This window comes from Stenotrophomonas sp. CCNWLW57 (genome assembly GCF_037203925.1).
Taxonomy (GTDB): Bacteria; Pseudomonadota; Gammaproteobacteria; order Xanthomonadales; family Xanthomonadaceae; genus Stenotrophomonas; species Stenotrophomonas rhizophila_A.
On sequence record NZ_JBBCBJ010000001.1, the window covers coordinates 72,290 to 89,268 of the forward strand.

At 67.8% G+C, this 16,979-nt stretch carries 15 protein-coding genes; 4 read left to right on the plus strand and 11 right to left on the minus strand.

The genetic code is table 11. From position 1 onward, the window contains the following. Positions 1 to 20 precede the first annotated feature (20 nt). The 8 genes from V9K91_RS00315 to aspS form a co-directional block, all read right to left on the minus strand. Positions 21 to 1,940, minus strand: a complete 1,920-nt coding sequence (locus tag V9K91_RS00315) for a potassium transporter Kup (RefSeq protein WP_068853756.1) — start codon at positions 1,938 to 1,940, stop codon at positions 21 to 23. Positions 1,941 to 1,986: 46 nt separating this feature from the next. Beyond that, positions 1,987 to 2,577, minus strand: a complete 591-nt coding sequence (gene ruvA / locus V9K91_RS00320; protein ID WP_068853757.1) for a Holliday junction branch migration protein RuvA — start codon at positions 2,575 to 2,577, stop codon at positions 1,987 to 1,989. Between the two features lie 10 nt (positions 2,578 to 2,587). Continuing rightward, entirely contained in the window at positions 2,588 to 3,109 is a 522-nt protein-coding gene (gene ruvC / locus V9K91_RS00325; RefSeq protein WP_068853758.1) for a crossover junction endodeoxyribonuclease RuvC, read from the minus strand. A 77-nt stretch (positions 3,110 to 3,186) separates the two neighbouring features. Continuing rightward, positions 3,187 to 3,918, minus strand: a complete 732-nt coding sequence (locus tag V9K91_RS00330; RefSeq protein WP_068853759.1) for a YebC/PmpR family DNA-binding transcriptional regulator — start codon at positions 3,916 to 3,918, stop codon at positions 3,187 to 3,189. Between the two features lie 76 nt (positions 3,919 to 3,994). Further along, positions 3,995 to 4,627 (minus strand): alpha/beta fold hydrolase, encoded by a 633-nt coding sequence (locus V9K91_RS00335; protein WP_068853760.1) that lies wholly within the window; start codon positions 4,625 to 4,627, stop codon positions 3,995 to 3,997. 92 nt (positions 4,628 to 4,719) lie between these two features. Beyond that, the gene (locus tag V9K91_RS00340; RefSeq protein ID WP_336442508.1) at positions 4,720 to 5,241 is read right to left on the minus strand and encodes a GNAT family N-acetyltransferase; all 522 of its coding nucleotides are present in this window, start codon (positions 5,239 to 5,241) and stop codon (positions 4,720 to 4,722) included. A 20-nt stretch (positions 5,242 to 5,261) separates the two neighbouring features. Beyond that, on the minus strand, positions 5,262 to 5,600 hold the full coding sequence (locus V9K91_RS00345) for a DNA primase (RefSeq protein WP_143584429.1): 339 nt from the start codon (positions 5,598 to 5,600) through the stop codon (positions 5,262 to 5,264). A gap of 87 nt (positions 5,601 to 5,687) precedes the next feature. Next, positions 5,688 to 7,439: an aspartate--tRNA ligase gene (aspS, locus tag V9K91_RS00350; RefSeq protein WP_093533745.1), complete on the minus strand. Its 1,752-nt coding sequence runs from the start codon at positions 7,437 to 7,439 to the stop codon at positions 5,688 to 5,690. Between the two features lie 158 nt (positions 7,440 to 7,597). On the opposite strand from aspS, the gene V9K91_RS00355 reads away from it, so the two are divergent. Then, positions 7,598 to 8,527, plus strand: a complete 930-nt coding sequence (locus V9K91_RS00355; protein ID WP_093533744.1) for a DUF3011 domain-containing protein — start codon at positions 7,598 to 7,600, stop codon at positions 8,525 to 8,527. Between the two features lie 42 nt (positions 8,528 to 8,569). Here the strand turns inward: V9K91_RS00355 and V9K91_RS00360 are convergent, their stop codons facing one another. Next, positions 8,570 to 9,211 (minus strand): hypothetical protein, encoded by a 642-nt coding sequence (locus tag V9K91_RS00360; RefSeq protein ID WP_336442509.1) that lies wholly within the window; start codon positions 9,209 to 9,211, stop codon positions 8,570 to 8,572. A gap of 123 nt (positions 9,212 to 9,334) precedes the next feature. Here V9K91_RS00360 and V9K91_RS00365 point away from each other — a divergent pair, with 123 nt between their 5' ends. Together V9K91_RS00365 and ggpS are read left to right on the plus strand one after the other, a co-directional pair. Beyond that, the gene (locus tag V9K91_RS00365) at positions 9,335 to 10,606 is read left to right on the plus strand and encodes an MFS transporter (protein ID WP_336442510.1); all 1,272 of its coding nucleotides are present in this window, start codon (positions 9,335 to 9,337) and stop codon (positions 10,604 to 10,606) included. Between the two features lie 62 nt (positions 10,607 to 10,668). After that, positions 10,669 to 12,912, plus strand: a complete 2,244-nt coding sequence (gene ggpS / locus V9K91_RS00370) for a glucosylglycerol-phosphate synthase (protein ID WP_336442789.1) — start codon at positions 10,669 to 10,671, stop codon at positions 12,910 to 12,912. A gap of 11 nt (positions 12,913 to 12,923) precedes the next feature. Here the strand turns inward: ggpS and blaL2 are convergent, their stop codons facing one another. Beyond that, entirely contained in the window at positions 12,924 to 13,832 is a 909-nt protein-coding gene (gene blaL2, locus V9K91_RS00375) for a L2 family extended-spectrum class A beta-lactamase (protein ID WP_095364371.1), read from the minus strand. Positions 13,833 to 14,130: 298 nt separating this feature from the next. Between blaL2 and V9K91_RS00380 the strand changes: the two genes are divergently transcribed. After that, positions 14,131 to 14,994 carry a LysR family transcriptional regulator gene (locus tag V9K91_RS00380; protein ID WP_095364372.1) on the plus strand — a complete coding sequence of 288 codons (864 nt, stop codon included), beginning with the start codon at positions 14,131 to 14,133 and terminating at the stop codon, positions 14,992 to 14,994. Positions 14,995 to 15,097: 103 nt separating this feature from the next. On the opposite strand, the gene V9K91_RS00385 is transcribed toward V9K91_RS00380, so the two are convergent. Continuing rightward, positions 15,098 to 16,951 (minus strand): ABC-F family ATP-binding cassette domain-containing protein, encoded by a 1,854-nt coding sequence (locus V9K91_RS00385; RefSeq protein WP_336442511.1) that lies wholly within the window; start codon positions 16,949 to 16,951, stop codon positions 15,098 to 15,100. Positions 16,952 to 16,979 lie beyond the last annotated feature (28 nt).

The window sequence follows — 16,979 nt, forward strand, 5'->3', positions numbered from 1 at the left end:
GACGACCAACGGGCGTCCCCTTAGATTTCCACCTGGGCACCGAGCTCGACCAGGCGATTACCCGGAATCCTGAAGAACCCGGTCGCCGGCGCCGCGTTCCGGTGCATCAGCGCGAACAGCTTGTCGCGCCAGATCGGCATGCCGCGGTTGGCGGTGGCCACGATGGTCTCGCGGCTGGCGAAGAAGGTGGTGTCCATCGGGTCGAAGTAGATCCCGCCGTGGTCGCATGAGCGCATCAGCGCCAGCGGCACGTCCGGGGTTTCCATGAACCCGAAGCGCACGAACACGCGGTAGAACTCATCGCCCACCGATTCGATCTTCAGGCGCTTGCCTTCCATCGCATACGGAATGGGCAGGGTTTCCACGTGCAGGAACACGTTGCGCTCGTGCAGCACCTTGTTGTGCTTGAGATTGTGCATCAGCGCGTGCGGGGCCACCGAGGGGTCGGCGGTGAGGAACACCGCCGTGCCCGGCACCCGTACCGGCGGGGCCAGCATCAGCCCGGGCAGGAAGGTATCCAGCCGGATGCCGTCCTTGCGGATCTCATCGCGCAGCAGCTCGCGGCCACGCCGCCAGGTGCGCATCATGGTGAACAGCACGATGCCCAGCACCACCGGGAACCACGCGCCCTGCAGCAGCTTGGCGCCGTTGGCGATCACAAAGCCCAGGTCGATGATGAAAAACACCACGCACAGCGGGATGATCCAGTAACGCGAGGTCGGCCACAGCGCGCGGGCCACCAGCGCCAGCAGCAGGGTATCGATGAGCATGGTCGCCGACACCGAGATGCCGTATGCCACCGCCAGGTTGGAGGAGCTGCGGAAGGCCAGCACCAGCCCGATGACCATCACCGCGATGCCCCAGTTGATGCCGGGGATGTAGATCTGGCCGATGGTGTCGTGCGAGGTATGGGTGATGCGCATGCGCGGGATGTAGCCCAGCTGCATGGCCTGGCGCGAGACCGAGAACGCGCCGGTGATGACCGACTGCGAGGCGATCACCGCGGCCATGGTGGCCAGGATGATCATCGGGTACAGCGCCCACTCCGGCACCGCCTCGAAGAACGGGTTCTTCACCGCCTCGGGGTTGTTGAGCACCAGCGCGCCCTGCCCCAGGTAGTTCAGCACCAGGCACGGCAGCACGAAGAAGTACCAGGCGTGGCGGATCGGCTTGGCCCCGAAGTGGCCCATGTCCGCATACAGCGCCTCGCCACCGGTCACCGCCAGCACCACCGCACCAAGGATGAAGATGCCGTGCCAGCCGTGCTCCATGAAGAAGCGCAGCGCCCACATCGGGTTGAAGGCCTTGAGCACTTCGGGCGAATCCACGATGTTCCAGATGCCGATCGCGGCGAGCGAAATGAACCAGATCGAGGTGATCGGCCCGAACAGCTTGCCGATCTTCTCGGTGCCGAAGCGCTGCACGGCAAACACCGCCAACAGCACCACCACGGTGATCGGTACGATGAAGGCATGCAGGCCGGGGGCGGCCACTTCCAGGCCCTCCACCGCGCCCAGCACGGAAATGGCGGGGGTGATCACCCCGTCGCCGAAGAACAGCGAGGCGCCGAAGATGCCCAGGATGCCCACCACGTAGGCCGAGCGCGACCCGTGGCGCAGGGTGCGCTGGGTCAGCGCCATCAACGCCATGATGCCGCCCTCGCCGTCGTTGTCGGCGCGCATGATGATGGTGACGTACTTCAGCGTCACCACGATGTTCAGCGCCCAGAACGCGAGCGAGAGCACGCCCAGCACGGTGTCGTGGTCGCTGTTGAGGCCGTAATGCGGCGAGAACGCTTCCTTCAGGGTATACAGCGGGCTGGTACCAATGTCGCCGAACACCACGCCGATGGCGCCGACGATCAGGGCCAGGCCGCTGGCGGCCGGCGCATGGCCGTGCCCGTGCTGGCCGCTGTCGTGCTGGGTGGAAGAGGTGGACATGGGACTCCGGGAGGGCGTCAGTCGGTAGGGAAAAAGGCCGGCGCGCTCAGCGCAGCGCGGCCTGCAGGGCCTTGCGGATCACGGTGGCGACATCATCGCCCTCGGCGTTGGCATCGCGCGCCATGCGCGCGGCCTCGGTCGGCTTGTAGCCCAGCTGCTGCAGGGCCACGGTGGCTTCGGAGACCGGGTCGGTGGCCGGCGCTGCGCCGGCAATGGGCGCGCCGCCGCCGCCAAAATTGGCCGCGCGGTCGCGCAGCTCCAGCACCATGCGCTCGGCGGTCTTCTTGCCGATGCCCGGAATGCGGGTCAGCGCGGTGATGTCACCGGCCTGCACCATCTTCGCGAACTCATCCACGCTCACCCCGGACAGCACCGCCAGCGCGATCTTGGCGCCGATGCCGCTGACCTTCTGCACGTCGCGGAACAGGCGGCGCTCGCCCTCGCGCAGGAAGCCATACAGCGACACGCTGTCTTCCTTCTGCGCGTAGTGGGTGAACAGGGTGACCTCGCGGCCCAGTTCGGGCAGGTCGTAGAAGGTGCTCATCGGCGCCTCCAGTTCGTAGCCGACGCCGTTGACGTCGATCAGCAGCCACGGCGGCGCCTTGTACGCCACGATCCCACGCAGACGACCAATCATGCAGATGTCCTCATTTCCGTCCCCAGGCCTGGCGGGTGTTGACGCCCAGGCGCTGCGCGGTTGCCCTTACGTGGGCGTGGGTGATGGCCACGGCCAACGCATCGGCGGCGTCGGCCTGCAGCCTGGTTTTCAGGTTGAGCATAAGCCCGACCATGTGTTGGACCTGTTGCTTCTCCGCCCCGCCCCGGCCCACCACCGCCAGCTTGATCTCGCTGGCCGCGTATTCGTGCACCGGCAGGTCGCGCATGACCACCGCCGAGATCGCCGCGCCGCGCGCCTGGCCCAGCTTCAGGGCCGAATCCGGGTTGCGCGCCATGAACACCTTCTCGATGGCCACTTCGTGCGGGCGGTATTCCTCCACCAGCGCGTTGAGCCCCAGCACCAGCAGCTTCATGCGGTTGGGGAAGTCGTCGGCGCCCAGCAGCACCAGCGGCAGGTGGTGCACGTGCAGCACTTTGCCGGTGGGGTCCACATCAATGATGCCCACCCCGGTGCGTTGCGAACCGGGGTCGATGCCGAGGATGCGGATCATGCGTGGAACGTCGGGAGTCATCATGGTCCGCATTGTCCGCCCCCGACGTCGCACTTGGCGAGACGGGGGCATGGACGTCAGGCGTAGGCGTCCGCGCCGAGGTCGGCGTTGGAGAACACGTCCTGCACATCGTCCAGGTCTTCCAGCATGTCCAGCAGCTTCTTGACCTGCAGGGCGGTGTCGCCCTCGACCTTGATGTCGTTGTCGGCGCGGAAGGTCAGCTCGGCGTGGTCCGGCTTCAGCCCACCGGCCTCCAGCGCATCCTTGACCGCGTGGTACATGTCCGCCGCGGTCAGCACGTCGATGGCGCCGTCTTCCGGGTACACCACGATGTCATCGGCGCCGGCCTCGATGGCCGCCTCGGTCACCGCGTCCTCGTTGGCGCCGCCGGCGAAGTGCAGCACGCCCATGCGCTTGAACATGAAGGACACCGAGCCTTCGGTGCCCATGTTGCCGCCGCACTTGCTGAACGCGTGGCGGACATCGGCCACGGTGCGCACGCGGTTATCGGTCAGGCAGTCCACGATCACGGCCACGCCACCGGGCGCATAGCCCTCGTAGCGGATCTCTTCGTATTCAACGCCTTCCAGCTCGCCGGTGGCCTTCTTGATGGCCCGTTCGATCACGTCCTTGGACATGTTCGAGGCCAGGCCCTTGTCCATGGCCACCCGCAGGCGCGGGTTGTTGTTGGGGTCGCCTCCACCGCCGCGCGCGGCTACGCCGATCTCACGGATGATCTTGGTGAAAATCTTGCCGCGCTTCGCGTCAGACGCGTTTTTGCGGTTTTCGATGGAAGGGCCTCTACCCATGGGTGTTTCCGTGCTTGCGTCAGGAACAGGGCGCGGATTCTACCTGATCGGCCGCCCTCACCGTGTTAGCCGGGGCTCAGGCGGCGTGCGCGGCCCGGTCCGGGCGGAAGCAGCCATCGCGCAGGAACGCGGCGGTCTGGCGGGCGGCGTCCGGGGAAAACACCAGCCCGCTGTGGCTGGCGGCGACCACGCAGTGGTCGGCCAGGCCAGGCAGGCGGGTCTCGTCCAGCGCCACCGTGCCGTCGGAGGCGTCGCCACAGGCACCCAGCAGGCTGCCCAGCCCATGCGGCACGGAACCGGCGATCAGCCCGACCTGCGCCCTGCCCTCCCAGGCCGGCAGACCATCGAGCAGCAGTTCGCTGCTGCGGCCCAGTGCCAGCGACCAGCCATGTTCGGCCAGCGAACGGGCAGTGCCGCTGCCGCGCAGCGGCGAACCCAGGCAGACCACCCGGGACACCGGCAGGTCCGGCTGGCGGCGCAGGGCCTCCAGCGCCACCAGTCCCCCCAGGCTGTGCCCGACCAGCGCTACCGGGCCGCTGTCCTGCAGCCGCTTCAACAGCTGCGGCACGGCCACGTCGGGGCCGCCGAACACGCTGGCGTAGCCGAAGGTATCCACGCTGAAGCCGCGCGCGCGCAGGCGCCAGGCCAACGGGCCAACCCAGGCGCGGGCATTCCAGATGCCGTGCAGCAGTAAAACGGGGGGAGTCATGTGCTCAGCGTAGCCGGTGCGAAACCGTTCCAGAGGTAGCAAACGGTGCCATTAGACAAATGGACGAAGGAACGGCGGGTGAAACCCGCCGTTCAGGCCGCCTGAGGCGGGCGGCGCAGGATGAATTCAAGGTCGCGCACCTGGCCGACCGGGAATTCGTAGGTACCCACCTTGCTGAACCCATAGCGGGCGTAGAAACGCTGGGCGCCGAAGTTTTCCGACCAGACCCCCAGCCACAGGGTGCGCGGGCCATTGCGCTCCAGCCAGGTCAGCGCGGTTTCCAGCAGGCGGCTGCCCCAACCGCAGCTCTGCTGTTCCTTGATCAGGTACAGCCGCTTGAGCTCGCCGTCGCCCGGTTGCACGTCCGGATGCGGCAGGCCACAGGGGCCGGCGGCGGCATGGCCGACCGCCACGCCATCCAGCTCGAGCAGCCACACCGCGTAATCGGGGTGGGACAGGATCACGCGCTGGCGGTCTTCGGCGTAGGCCTCGTCCAGGAAGTCCTGCAGGTCCTGGGCCGGGTACAGGTGGCCGAAGGTTTCCACGAAGGTACGGGTGGCCAGCACCGACAGGGTCGGTGCGTCATCGGGGCCGGCGCGGCGGATGGTGTACATGGACGGGTACGGGGCAGGCCTCAGGCCTGCGTCCCCTTGGCGGCGTCTTCCTCTTCGCCGTCTTCTTCGTCCTCTTCCTCGTACTCCTCCTCGTCCTCGTCTTCCTCGCCCTCTTCGTACTCTTCGTCTTCGTCCTCGCCCTCTTCCTCTTCGTCGTCCTCGTAATCCTCGACGCCGAAGTCCTCACCGTCCCAGCGGCCTTCGCCATCGGCGACGAAGGTCAGCGCCATCGCGGCCGGGTTGGTGCCCACGCGCACGAGCCAGCCGCCGAACACGCGGGCGCGTTCGGTCACCAGGTTGGCATCGGTGCCTTCATTGCCCAGCTTTTCCCATTCCAATACGAACGCGAACTCGGTCATTACCTGGATCTCCTGAGCGATGTGACGGTGAGGGGGGCCGGCCAACGGCCGGCGCTACCGGGGGGGTGCGATCGGACGATCGCGGAATCAGTTTTTCCGCGGGCGGACCTGGATGTGCACTTCGGCCAGCTGCTCGTCCGGGATCGGCGACGGGGCGCCGGTCATCAGGCACTGCGCGCCGGTGGTCTTCGGGAACGGGATCACGTCGCGGATCGATTCGGTGCCGGCCATCAGCGCCGCAATGCGGTCGATGCCGAAGGCGATGCCACCGTGCGGCGGCGCGCCGAAACGCAGCGCATCAAGCAGGAAGCCGAACTTGGCCTCGGCCTCTTCGGCGCCGATGCCCAGCAGCTCGAACACCGTGCTCTGCATGTCCGAGCGGTGGATACGGATCGAACCGCCACCGATCTCGTTGCCGTTGAGCACCATGTCGTAGCCGCGCGACACGGCCGTCTTCGCATTGGCGCGCAGGTCGGCGATGTCATCCACCGCCGGGGCGGTGAAGGGGTGATGCAGGGCGACGTAGCGCTGGGCTTCGTCGTCGTACTCGAACATCGGGAAGTCGGTGACCCACAGCGGCGCCCAGCCGTCGGCGACCAGGTTGAAGTCCTTGCCGGCCTTCAGGCGCAGCGCGCCCATGAAGTCGGACACCTTGTTGTAGCCGCCGGCGCCGAAGAAGACGATGTCGCCGTTACCGGCGCCGACGTGGGCGACCAGCGCGGCGAAGGCCTCTTCGCTGAAGAACTTGGCGATGGGCGAGCTGACTTCGCCGTTCTCGGCGATCTTGATGTAGGCCAGGCCTTTGGCGCCGTACTTCGCGGCGTGCGCGGCGTACTCATCGATCTGCTTGCGCGACAGGCTGGCACCGCCCGGGATGCGCAGCGCGGCAACGCGGCCATCGGCATCATTGGCGGCGGCGGTGAACACCGGGAATTCGCTGGCCTTGACCAGTTCGGCCACGTCCACCAGCTCCAGCGCGATGCGCAGGTCCGGCTTGTCCGAGCCATAGCGACGCATCGCCTCGGCCCAGGTCATGCGCGGGAAGCTGGCGGCCAGCTCCACGTCGACCACTTCCTTGAAGATCGCGCGGATCATGCCTTCCACGTAGTCCTGCACGTCGCGCTCGCGCACGAAGGCGAATTCCATGTCCAGCTGGGTGAATTCCAGCTGGCGGTCGGCGCGCAGCGCTTCGTCGCGGAAGCAGCGCGCAATCTGGTAGTAGCGGTCGAAGCCAGCCACCATCAGGATCTGCTTGAACAGCTGCGGCGACTGCGGCAGGGCGTAGAACTCGCCCGGGTGCATGCGCGCCGGCACCAGGAAGTCGCGTGCGCCTTCCGGGGTGGCCTTGGTCAGGATCGGGGTTTCGATGTCCTGGAAGCCGTCGCCATCGAGGTGGCGGCGCAGCGCCTGCACCAGCTTGATGCGGGTGCGCTGCATGCGCTGCATTTCCGGGCGGCGCAGGTCCAGGTAACGGTACTTCAGGCGGGTTTCTTCGCCCGGGTTCTCGTGGGCGTGGAACGGCAGCGGCTCGGCCTTGTTGAGCACGGTGATGCGGGTGGCGACGATCTCGACCTGGCCGGTACGGATCTTGTCGTTCACCGCATGGCGCCTGCGCACCACGCCTTCCACCTGCAGCACGTCCTCGTAGCCGAGGCTGGCGGCGACCTTGAACACGTCCGCGTTCTCAGGCTCCACCGTCACCTGCACGATGCCCTCATGATCGCGAAGATCGATGAAGCACACGCCGCCCAGGTTGCGGGCAACGTCGGTCCAGCCGGCGAGGGTGACAGTCTGGCCAATCAGGGTCTCGTCGACCAGGCCACAGAAGTGGGTACGCATGGGGGTAAAGCTCCGCAGGAGATTGCCGGCGCTAGGCGGCACCGGTCAGCCCGGTATTCTGCGGCCGGCGACCCGATCGGGCAAATCCGGACGGTCACACGGGCTTAATACGACCCGTACCTATAGTCCGCGCACCACCATGCGCAAGGGGATTTGCCATGAACCGCCTCGCTGTCGCTTGTTTCACCGCCCTGCTGGCCTGCGGCGCCCCGTCGCTGCCGGCCCAGGCCCAGGTCAATGCCCGGGCCTACGCCCCGGAGAACCTCCGCACCCTGTCGGTCCAGGACCAGCAGCGGGTCATTGCCCAGGAATACGCCGAACAGTCCGGGGGGCGGCGCATCCCCGACGACCAGATGCGCTTCTACCTGGACCAGGTGAACCGCTCGTCCTGGGGCTTTTCCCGCATCAAACAGGACATCGCCACCTCGCTGGGCGGCTCCGGCGGCGGCTGGAACCCCGGCGGCGGCAACAACGGGGTGATCCGCTGCGAAAGCAACGACAACCGCCAGCGGGTCTGCACCACCGGCTGGCGCAGCGCGCGCCTGTCCCGGCAGATATCCGGCACCCGCTGCGTGGAAGGCAACAACTGGGGCTCCCGCAATGGCCAGGTCTGGGTCAGCGGCGGCTGCCGGGCCGAATTCGTCGAAGGCCGTGGGGGCGGCTGGGGGCCGGGTACCGGCGGCCCCGACACCACCATCCGCTGCGAAAGCAACGACAACCGCGAGCGCAGCTGCCCAACCCCGTGGCGCAATGCCGCGCTGGTCCGGCAGATCTCCGGCTCGGCCTGCGTGCAGAACCAGACCTGGGGCATGCGCGGCAACGCCATCTGGGTCACCCGCGGCTGCCGCGGCGAATTCGCCGAGTCGCGCGGCAACTGGGGCGGCGGCGGCGGTGGCAGCAACTACAGCGTGACCTGCAGCAGCAACGGCAACCGCCAGCAGACCTGCGCGTGGGACTCGCGCCAGGGCCGACCGGTGCTGCTGGAGCAGCTCTCTGGCAGCAGCTGTGTCGAGAACCGCAGCTGGGGCTACCGGCCGAGCATGGTGTGGGTCAGCAACGGGTGCCGGGCGAGGTTCGGCGCGCGTTGACGGGAACGCGGCCCGACCAACGGTCGGGCCCTACCGGCGCGCTTATCTGTTGGTCGGTTCGGTGTCCGCGCCCCAGGGCGCGGGCGGCAACGCTACCGGGTGGGCGAGGTCGAACACCACCTGGAACCGGCGGCCACCCGGACGGGTGAGCTCGTACACGAACGTCTTGTCCGGCTCGATTTCCATCGCCCACGTATTGGTCACCGACGCCTCCATGCCGGCCTTGCGGAACATCGCCACCGAATCGGCATCCACCGGGAACGACTGGCGCTGCGCGGTGCCGGGCGGTGCACTGTCGCCACCGTACATCGTGACCGCGTCCGGACTGCCGTCTGCATGGCGGTGATCGTGCTTGAGGCGCAGGCCGGTATCGGTACGGCCCAGCACCCAGGTGCGCGAATGATCGTCACCCACATGGAAGGGAATGCGCAGCGTATGCGAGGCGTCATCGCAGCCGCGCACATGCATCACCAGGCGCTTGCCGTCGAACGGGTCAGGCCCGGTGCCCTTCGGCTCGTTGACGGCGATTTGGCCTTCAAACGCCTTGCCGCAATGCGCGGCAACAGCAGCGAGAAACGCGTCGGCCGGGGCCATCGCAACATCGTGGGCCACGCTGTCACGCTGGCCACCACACGCGGCGAGCAACGACGCAGCCGCGAGCGGCAGGAACTTGTACACAGTCATGCGGACACCGTAGCCCGCGTGGGCGTAATGCGCAAATCCGCGCCAACCGCGACAAAGGATTAATCACGTCTGTGTTAGGGTCGTTGTCGTGACCGGTTCGCCTTCCCCACGAAGGTCGCACGCGTGTTGCGGCTGACCGCCCTGCTGACGGGAGTAGCGCTGCTGTTGACCGGCAGCGGGCTTCTGGGCACCTTGCTGGCGGTAAGTGGCGGTGAAGCCGGCTTTGGTGCCGGTGCGTTGGGCCTGGTGATGTCCGGTTATTTCGCCGGCTTCTTCATGGGCACCTTCTTCGCCCCGTCGCTGATCGGCCGTATCGGGCATATCCGTGCGTTCGCCTTCTTTGCCGCCCTCGCCGCCATCGCGGTGCTGCTGCATCCGCTGTGGCTCAACGCCTGGCTGTGGGGGCTGCTGCGCATCATCACCGGCATCGCGCTGGTGGGCCTGTACACGGTGATCGAAAGCTGGCTCAACGCCGAACCCGACCCGCGCCAGCGCAGCCGTGCGTTCTCGCTATACATGGTGGTGAATCTTTCCGCGCTGGCGCTGGGCCAGATCCTGCTGATGGTCAGCAATGCGCCGGCCATGTCGATGTTCATGCTGATCGCGATGCTGGTCTGCGCCGCAGTGCTGCCGATCACCGCCACCCGGCTCACCCCACCGGAGGTGCCGTCGGTGCCGCGCCTGACGCTGTCGCGCCTGTATGCGATGGCGCCGGTGGCCACGGTCGCCGCCGGGCTGTCGGGCCTGGCGATGGGCGCGTTCTGGGGCCTGCTCCCGGTGTATGCCGGCGAGGTGGGCCTCGACAATGACGGCGTGGCCCGCTTCATGCTCACCGCCATTGCCGGCGGCGCGCTGCTGCAGTGGCCGCTGGGGCACATCAGCGACGGCCATGACCGGCGCGTCGGGCTGGTGGCGCTGTGCCTGGCCGCCGCCGGCATCGCGCTGGTGGCCGCGATGCCGATGATCCAACAGCAGACCTGGCTGTTGTTCGGGCTGTTCTTCTTCTATGGCGGCCTGGCGTTCGCGCTGTATCCCTTCGCGGTGGCGCACATGCTCGATTACCTGCCACGCCAGGACCTGCTGTCGGGCTGCTCCAGCCTGCTGCTGGTGCATGGCGTGGGCGCGGCGCTCGGCCCGGCGCTGGCCGGGGCGGCCATGCAGCAGTTCGGCCCGGCCGCCCTGCCCCTGTACTTCGCCGTGGTGCTCGGCGTGCTGGCCCTGTTCACCACCGCGCGCCTGCTCAGCTTCGACCGGCTGCGCACACACCCGGTGGTGTTCCGGCTGATGCTGCGCACCACGCCGGCGGCACTGGAATTGATGCCGGAAACGGACGTCGCTCCGCCGCCGGACACCCCTTCTCCCTCACCCAACGACACCGATAAGGAAGTGCATTGACTGTTTTGACACCCAACCCGTCCACCTCATCCCGCACGCCGGCGGCTCCCCCGGCCCAGCAACTGATTCTCGCCACCGACCTGGATGGCACCTTTCTCGCCGGCGATGCCGCCGCGCGCCACCGTCTCTACCGGCTGGTCGACCAGCACCCCGGTATCCGCCTGATCTTCATCACCGGCCGCGGCCTGGAAGCGGTGATGCCGCTGCTCTCCGATCCCGCCATTCCGCGCCCCGATTACGTTGTCTGCGATGTCGGCGCGACCGTGGTCGATGGCCACACCCTGCAGCCGCTGCAGCCCCTGCAATCGATGATCGACGCGCACTGGCCCGGCGAACAGGTAGTGGCCGCTGCGATGCGGCGGTTCACTGCACTGCAGCGCCAGGACGTGCCGCAGGAGCGGCGCTGCTCCTACTTCTGCGACCCGGCCACGCTGGCGCCGCTGCGCGCGCAGATCCAGGCGGCCGCGCAGGCGCTGGGCTGCGATGTGCTGTATTCGGCCGACCGCTACCTGGACATCCTGCCGCCGGACACCGACAAGGGCCGCACCCTGGCTGCGCTGGCGCGCCTGCTGGACCTGCCGCGTGACCGCATCCTGGTGGCCGGCGATACCCTCAACGACCTCTCGATGTACACCGCCGGCTTCCGCGGCGTATGCGTGGGCGATTCAGAACCGGCGCTCACCGCCGCCACCACCGGGCTGGCGCACACCTACCATGCGCAGGCGCCGGGCTGCGGCGGCATCCTGGAGGCGATCGAGCACTTCGCCCTGCTGCCGGCCGATGATGCGTGGCTGAAGCCGCCAGCGGCCAAGCGCGCCGAAGGCGCCGACCTGGTGATGCTTTACCACCGCATGCCCTTCGATGAAGTGATGGAAGACGGCGTGCTGGTGCAGCGCCCACCGCGCTCGCCCAACGGCATCATTCCCTCGCTGCTGAGCTTCTTCCAGGGCGGCCAGACCGGCTCGTGGGTGGCCTGGGGCATCGACGACCCCAAGCGCGGCCCGTTCCAGACCCATATGGCGGTGGACGCCGAGCGCTACCCCACGCTGACGGCCGCGCGCGTGCCACTGACCCGGCAGGAAGTGGACATCTTCTACAAGCGCTTCTCCAAGGAAGCGTTCTGGCCGATGCTGCATGTGTTCTGGGAACGCGCGCGCTTCCGCGAGGATGACTGGCAGGTGTTCCTGAAGGTCAACCGGCGCTTCGCCGAAGCCACCGCCGCCGAAGCTGCGCATGGCGCCACCGTGTGGATCCACGACTACAATCTGTGGATGGTGCCGGCCACCCTGCGCGAGCTGCGCCCTGACCTGAAGATCGCCTTCTTCCACCACACCTACTTCCCTTCGGCTGATGTGTTCAACGTGGTGCCGTGGCGCCGCGAGATCATCGGCAGCCTGCTCTGCTGCGATTACATCGGCTTCCACATTCCGCGCCAGGTGGAGAACTTCGTGGATGTGGTGCGCGGTGCGATGCCGGCGGAGCGGTTGTCCTGGGAAAGCTGCGCGCCACGCTTCCTGACCTACGGCTGCGCGGTGGGGCTGGATACCATGACCACGCGCATCCGGGTCGGAGACCGTGAGGTGGCACTGGGTGCGCACCCGGTCGGCACGGATCTGCGCCGCATCCACGATGTGCTGGCCCGGCCCAGCGTGCGCAACGACATCTTCAAGCTGCGCCGTGAGATCGGTGCGCGCAAGCTGGTGCTGTCGGTGGAGCGGCTGGATTACACCAAGGGTACGCTGGCCAAGCTGGAAGCGTTCGAGCGCTTGCTGGAGCAGCATCCGGACCGCCAGGGCAAGGTCACCCTGCTGATGGTGTGCGTGCCGGCCGCGCGCGAGATGACCGTGTACCGCACGCTGCAGAACCAGATCGAACAAGCGGTGGGCCGTATCAACGGGCGCTTCTCGCGGCTGGACTGGACCCCCGTGCGCTTCTTCGCACAGGCATTGCCGTTCGAAGAGGTGGTGGCGCATTACGCGGCTGCGCAGGTGATGTGGATCACCCCGCTGCGCGATGGCCTGAACCTGGTGGCCAAGGAGTTCGTGGCCACCCATGGCATCGAAGGCAGCAATGGCGTGCTGGTGCTGAGTGAATTCGCTGGCGCGGCGGCCGAGTTGAAGGGCGCGGTGCTGACCAACCCGCATGATCCGGCCGATCTGACCGCCGGGCTGCTGCAGGCGCTGTCGATGCCGGAAGAGGAGGCAGGCGGGCGCATGCGCCAGTTGTTCGGCAGCGTGGAGTATTACGACGTGGACCGCTGGGGGCGCGAGTTCCTTGGTGCGGTCAAGGAAACCGGCACCGCCTGACGCCGCAGTGATCAGCGCGCGTGCGCGCTGATCATTTTCTCGGCGATCACCGCAACCTGGCGCAGCGTGTCGTTGCGCCCGGCATCATCCACCGTGGCACCCTGCAGGTAGCTGGTCAGCACCCAGGGCGCCCCACCGGCCAGCGGCCACAGGATGGCGATGTCGTTGGTGGTGTCTTCGCCATTGCTGCCGGTCTTGTCGCCCACCCGCCACGCCGACGACAGCCCGGCACGCAGCCGCGTGTCACCGGTTTCGTTGTCGATCAGCCAGTCGGCCAGCTGCAGTCGCGAGGCTGGCGTGAGCACATCCCCCAGCACGAACCGCTGCAGGCTGGCGGCCATCGCAGCGGGGCTGGTGGTATCGCGCGGATCATCGGGCGCGAACCGGTTCATGTCCGGCTCCAGGCGATCGTTGCGGGTCACCGCATCGCCATTGGCGCGGAGAAACGCAGTCACCCCGGCCGGCCCGCCGACCACCCCCAACAGCAGGTTCGCCGCCGGGTTGTCGCTGGTGACCATGGTCGCGCGGCACAGGTCGCGCACGGTCAGGTCCTTGCCCACATGGCGCTTGGTCACCGGTGCGTGGGAGAGCATGTCCTGCTGGCGCACCGGCAGCCGCCGGTCCAGCGACAGCGTGCCCTGGTCGGCCAGATGCAGCACCGCCGCCGATAGCGCGAACTTGAAGGTGCTGCACATCGGGAAGCGCTCGTCCTGGCGATGGCCGATGCGGCGGCCGCTCGCCGTGTCGAGCAGGGTCACGCCCAGACGCCCGCCACTGGCTTTTTCCAGGGCGGCGAAATCGGCTGCCTGCGGCTTGTCACCCGCCAGTGCGGTCGGCGGCGTCTTGGCCAACACGGTAGCGGCCAAGGCGGAAGCGGCGGCGGCACCGGTCATCTGGAGGAACTGGCGGCGGGCGAGCATTGGGCATCTCCGGGGCTGGGAAGTGGCCATGGAAGCATTTCGGGCCACAGGCCACCAGCGAGTATTCCCAACGGGAGGCATGAGCAGGATTCATGGCATGGTGGTAACGGCAGGGTTACCTCGCATGGCGTCCACCCGTGGTAGCGCCGACCGTTGGTCGGCCCAAGGAGTGCTGCATCGACCACGGAGGGTCACAGCCCGAGATGCTTCCAGCACCGCCTGGGTCGACCAACGGTCGACGCTACCGTAGGCCCTGCCGGCGTTACCATTACCCATCAAGATTCCTCACGACTCGCCCATGCTTCGTCCCCAGCTCCCGCTCAACGCGTTGCGTGCCTTCGAGGCCGCCGCGCGCCACCAGAACTTCACTCGCGCCGCGCTGGAGCTGTGCGTCAGCCAGGCTGCCTTGAGCCATCAGATCCGGGGGTTGGAGGAGCGACTGGGCGCGGTGCTGTTCCACCGGCTGCCGCGAGGGGTGGCGCTGACCGACGAAGGAGCGCGCCTGTATCCGGTGCTGAACGAGGCCTTCGACCGCATCGCGGTGAGCCTGGACCGGTTCGTGGGCGGGCATTTCCGCGAGGTGCTCGGGGTCGGCGTAGTGGGCACGTTCGCCACCGGTTGGCTGCTGCCGCGGCTGGCCGATTTCAACGCGCGGCACCCGGATATCGAGCTGCGCCTGCAGACCCACAACAACCGCATCGACCTGGCCGGCGAAGGGCTGGACCTGGCGATCCGCTTCGGCGATGGCGACTGGCAGGGCCAGGTGTGCACCCCGGTGCTGGCGGCGCCTTTTGCACCTGTGTGCGCGCCGGCACTGGCGCGGACGCTGCGGCAACCGCGCGACCTGGCCAGCGTGGCACTGCTGCGCTCCTACCGCAGTGATGAGTGGCCGCAGTGGCTGCAGGCTGCTGGCGTGGCCGAGTTGGAAGCGCGCGGGCCGGTGTTTGATTCGTCGTTGACGCTGGCCAGCGCGGCCGCCGCCGGTGCCGGCGTGGCGTTGCTGCCGCTGCGCATGTTCGAACAGGACCTGGCGCAGGGACGGCTGGTGCAGCCGTTCGCGCAGACGCTGGAGCTGGGGAGTTATTGGCTGACGCGGTTGCGTTCGCGGGCGGAAAGCGAGGCGGGGAAGCGTTTCAGGACCTGGTTGGAAGCGCAGGCGTAGGGACACGCCATGCGTGTCCGGGTTTCGTTCGGGCATTCCGTGGACACGCATGGCGTGTCGCTACGCGGGCATGTTTGTGCCGACCAACGGTCGGCACGGGCCTTCAGGCCATCAATTCCATCCACGCGGCTTCGGCTTTTTCCAGCTGCTGCGCGGTGGTTTCGCGGTCGCGGCCGAGCACCGCCATGCGGGTGGCGTCGGCGTAGTTGACCGGGTCGGCCAGTTGGCGGTCCAGCTCGGCCAAGCGAGCTTCCATCTCGTTGACCTTGGCTTCGGCGCTGGCCAGCTTCACCGGGTTGACGGTCTTCTTCGGCGGCAGCGGCGGGGTTGGCGGCACCGGCTCCGGCGCGGCAGCGGCCATCTTCTGTTTGGTGCCCTGCGCGGCCGGGCGCGAACGCAGCCACGCTGCGTACTCGTCCAGGTCGCCGTCGAACGGCTCCACCACACCGTCAGCCACGCGCCAGAAGGTGTCGCAGACCAGGCCGATCAGGTGGCGGTCGTGCGAGACCATCACGATCGCCCCTTCGAAGGTCGCCAGCGCTTCGGCCAGTGCTTCGCGCATTTCCAGGTCAAGGTGGTTGGTCGGTTCGTCAAGCAGCAGCACGTTCGGCTGCTGCCAGGCAATCATCGCCAGCGCCAGGCGCGCGCGCTCACCACCGGAGAAACCATCCACCGGCTCGAACGCACGGTCGCCGGCGAAGTTCCACTTGCCGAGGAAATCGCGGAAGGCCTGGTTGCTGCCATCCGGGGAGATGTCCCGGAAGTGGTCCATCGGCGACTGGCCTTCATGCAGCGACTCGACCGTGTGCTGCGCGAAGTAGCCGATGCGCAGGTCCGGGTGCGCCGAGCGATCGCCGGCCACCGGGTCCAGCTCACCGACCAGGGTCCGCACCAGCGTGGTCTTGCCCGCGCCGTTGGGACCCAGCAGGCCGATGCGCTGCCCCGCCTCCAGGCCGAAGCCCACGTTGTGCAGGATCACCGCGTCCGGGCTGTAACCGGCCTCCACATCGTTGAGGCGGATCAGCGAGAACGGCAGCTTGGCCGGCGGCGCGAACTCGATGCGGAACTCGCGCTCGGCACGCACCGCTTCGGTGCCGGTCAGTTTGGCCAGGCGCTTCATGCGGCTCTGTGCCTGCGTTGCCTTGCTGGCCAGCGCCTTGAACCGGTCGATGAAGCTCTGCAGGTGGGCGCGTTCGGCCTGTTCCTTCTCGTGCGCGATCTGCTGCTGGCGCAGCTGTTCGGCGCGCTGGCGCTCGAAGTCGGTGTAGCCGCCCGGGTACAGCTTGGCGCCGCCGCCATGCAGGTGCAGGGTATGGGTGGCCACGTTGTCGAGGAACTCGCGGTCATGCGAGATCAGCAGCAGCGTGCCCGGGTACTTGAGCAGCCACTGCTCCAGCCAGAACACCGCGTCCAGGTCGAGGTGGTTGGTCGGTTCGTCGAGCAGCAGCAGGTCGCTGGGCATCATCAGCGCGCGCGCCAGGTTCAGTCGTGCGCGCCAGCCACCGGAGAACGTCGCCACCGGCCGTGAATGGGTGTCGGACGGGAAGCCCAGGCCATGCAGCAGCTTGCCCGCACGGGATTCGGCATCGTACGCACCGATCTCGGCCATCTTCTGGTGCGCATTGGCCACCGCCTCCCAGTCCTCGCGCGCGGTCGCCTCGGCTTCCTCGCGCAGCACGGCTGCCACTTCGGTGTCGCCTTCCAGCACGAACTGCAGCGCCGGGTCCTGCAGCGCCGGGGTTTCCTGGGCCACGCTGGCGATGCGGATCTTGCCGGGCAGGTCCACATCGCCCTTGTCGGCCTCCAGCTCGCCCTGCACGGCCGCGAACAGGCTGGACTTGCCGGCTCCGTTGCGGCCGACCACGCCCACGCGGTAGCCCGCATGCAGGGTCAGGTCGACATTGGACAACAGCAGCCGCTCGCCGCGGCGCAAGGCGAAGTTACGAAGGGAAATCATCTGGGGGGTCCATATAACGGAATGGAAT

Excerpts from the sequence above, each read along its gene's own strand:
- aspS (WP_093533745.1), bottom strand. The coding sequence starts at position 7,439 with ATGCGTACCCACTTCTGTGGCCTGGTCGACGAGACCCTGATTGGCCAG.
- ruvC (WP_068853758.1), bottom strand. The coding sequence starts at position 3,109 with ATGATCCGCATCCTCGGCATCGACCCCGGTTCGCAACGCACCGGGGTG.
- V9K91_RS00335 (WP_068853760.1), bottom strand. The coding sequence starts at position 4,627 with ATGACTCCCCCCGTTTTACTGCTGCACGGCATCTGGAATGCCCGCGCC.
- V9K91_RS00315 (WP_068853756.1), bottom strand. The coding sequence starts at position 1,940 with ATGTCCACCTCTTCCACCCAGCACGACAGCGGCCAGCACGGGCACGGC.
- V9K91_RS00345 (WP_143584429.1), bottom strand. The coding sequence starts at position 5,600 with ATGACCGAGTTCGCGTTCGTATTGGAATGGGAAAAGCTGGGCAATGAA.
- ruvA (WP_068853757.1), bottom strand. The coding sequence starts at position 2,577 with ATGATTGGTCGTCTGCGTGGGATCGTGGCGTACAAGGCGCCGCCGTGG.
- blaL2 (WP_095364371.1), bottom strand. The coding sequence starts at position 13,832 with ATGCTCGCCCGCCGCCAGTTCCTCCAGATGACCGGTGCCGCCGCCGCT.
- V9K91_RS00355 (WP_093533744.1), top strand. The coding sequence starts at position 7,598 with ATGAACCGCCTCGCTGTCGCTTGTTTCACCGCCCTGCTGGCCTGCGGC.
- V9K91_RS00380 (WP_095364372.1), top strand. The coding sequence starts at position 14,131 with ATGCTTCGTCCCCAGCTCCCGCTCAACGCGTTGCGTGCCTTCGAGGCC.
- V9K91_RS00360 (WP_336442509.1), bottom strand. The coding sequence starts at position 9,211 with ATGACTGTGTACAAGTTCCTGCCGCTCGCGGCTGCGTCGTTGCTCGCC.
- V9K91_RS00340 (WP_336442508.1), bottom strand. The coding sequence starts at position 5,241 with ATGTACACCATCCGCCGCGCCGGCCCCGATGACGCACCGACCCTGTCG.
- V9K91_RS00385 (WP_336442511.1), bottom strand. The coding sequence starts at position 16,951 with ATGATTTCCCTTCGTAACTTCGCCTTGCGCCGCGGCGAGCGGCTGCTG.
- V9K91_RS00330 (WP_068853759.1), bottom strand. The coding sequence starts at position 3,918 with ATGGGTAGAGGCCCTTCCATCGAAAACCGCAAAAACGCGTCTGACGCG.